Genomic DNA, 1,072 nt, shown 5'->3' on the forward strand with positions numbered 1-1,072 from the left:
GGGCCGGGTCGTCACTGCCCGCTGATGTAGGCCAGTCGCCACTGCTGCCACCAGTTGTCGACGCCGCCGTGGCATCTCCACTGGACGACGTCGCCGCCCCACGCCTTGTCCAGGCACTTGCCGCTGTGCCGGGCCGTCAGCAGCTGATGGCCGGTGTCCTTGACATCGGTGAACGCCCACTGCTCGTTCACCGACCCGGAACAGGTCGCCTGGACCACGTCATCGCCGTCGGCCTGCCCGTAGTAGGCCACGTTCAGGCACATGTCCGTGTGCTGGACCTTCAGGTAGAAGTACTGAACGGTGCCCACCTTCTCCGCGGGCACCTTGGTCCACAGCCGCTGGGGGGCCGCGTCGCAGCGCTCCACGATGACGTCGGCGGCATGCTGGGTGGAGCCGCCCTCGACGCTCAGGCACTGGTCCCACTGACGGTTCACCACCTGGTAGTAGGCGGCCGCCTGGGCCGGCGACGGGATCATCACTGCGGTGGCGCCGGCCACCAACACGGCCCGTCCGCGGATGCAGTGATACGGCGGAAGGCAACGGTGCGAGAAGCCGTGGCCCGGTTAGGGTCCGGTATGAGCGAAGATCTTGCGGGCCTGTATCGCGCCTACCTTGCCGCGCTCAACGAGCGGCGCTTCGACGATCTGGTGCACTTCGTGCACGACGAGCTGACCTACAACGGCGAGGCCCTGACCCGTCAGGATTACGGGGACCTGATCGCCCGTGACGTGGCCGCGGTCCCGGATCTCTTCTACGACGCGCGGATCGTGGTCACCGACGGCGAGCGGGTGGCCTGCCGCATCCTCTTCGACTGCACGCCGCAGGGCGAGTTCCTCGGCCTGCGGTCGGACGGCAGGCGGATCGTCTTCGCCGAACACGTCTTCTACGACTTCCGCGACGGCCGCATAGCCTCGGTGTCGTCGCTGATCGACCGTGCGGCCATCGCAGCGCAGCTCGAGAAGCCGCTTGCTTCTCCGTCAGAGTGAGGTGGCCGGCGGGTCGTAACGCGGCTCGTAGATCGTCATCTCGCCGGCGCCCGGGACCCGCAGCCGCGCGACGAGCCCGAAGCCCC

At 68.3% G+C, this 1,072-nt stretch carries 2 protein-coding genes; one reads left to right on the top strand and one right to left on the bottom strand.

The window, feature by feature from the left end:
• Positions 1-11 precede the first annotated feature (11 nt).
• A complete protein-coding gene (locus AB0M20_RS45375) occupies positions 12-503 on the bottom strand; it encodes an RICIN domain-containing protein (RefSeq protein ID WP_364307865.1) in 492 nt (163 codons plus the stop codon).
• Positions 504-575: 72 nt separating this feature from the next.
• Between AB0M20_RS45375 and AB0M20_RS45380 the strand changes: the two genes are divergently transcribed.
• Positions 576-986: an ester cyclase gene (locus AB0M20_RS45380; RefSeq protein ID WP_364307867.1), complete on the top strand. Its 411-nt coding sequence runs from the start codon at positions 576-578 to the stop codon at positions 984-986.
• Positions 987-1,072 lie beyond the last annotated feature (86 nt).

This window comes from Actinoplanes sp. NPDC051633 (assembly GCF_040681735.1).
GTDB lineage: Bacteria > Actinomycetota > Actinomycetes > Mycobacteriales > Micromonosporaceae > Actinoplanes.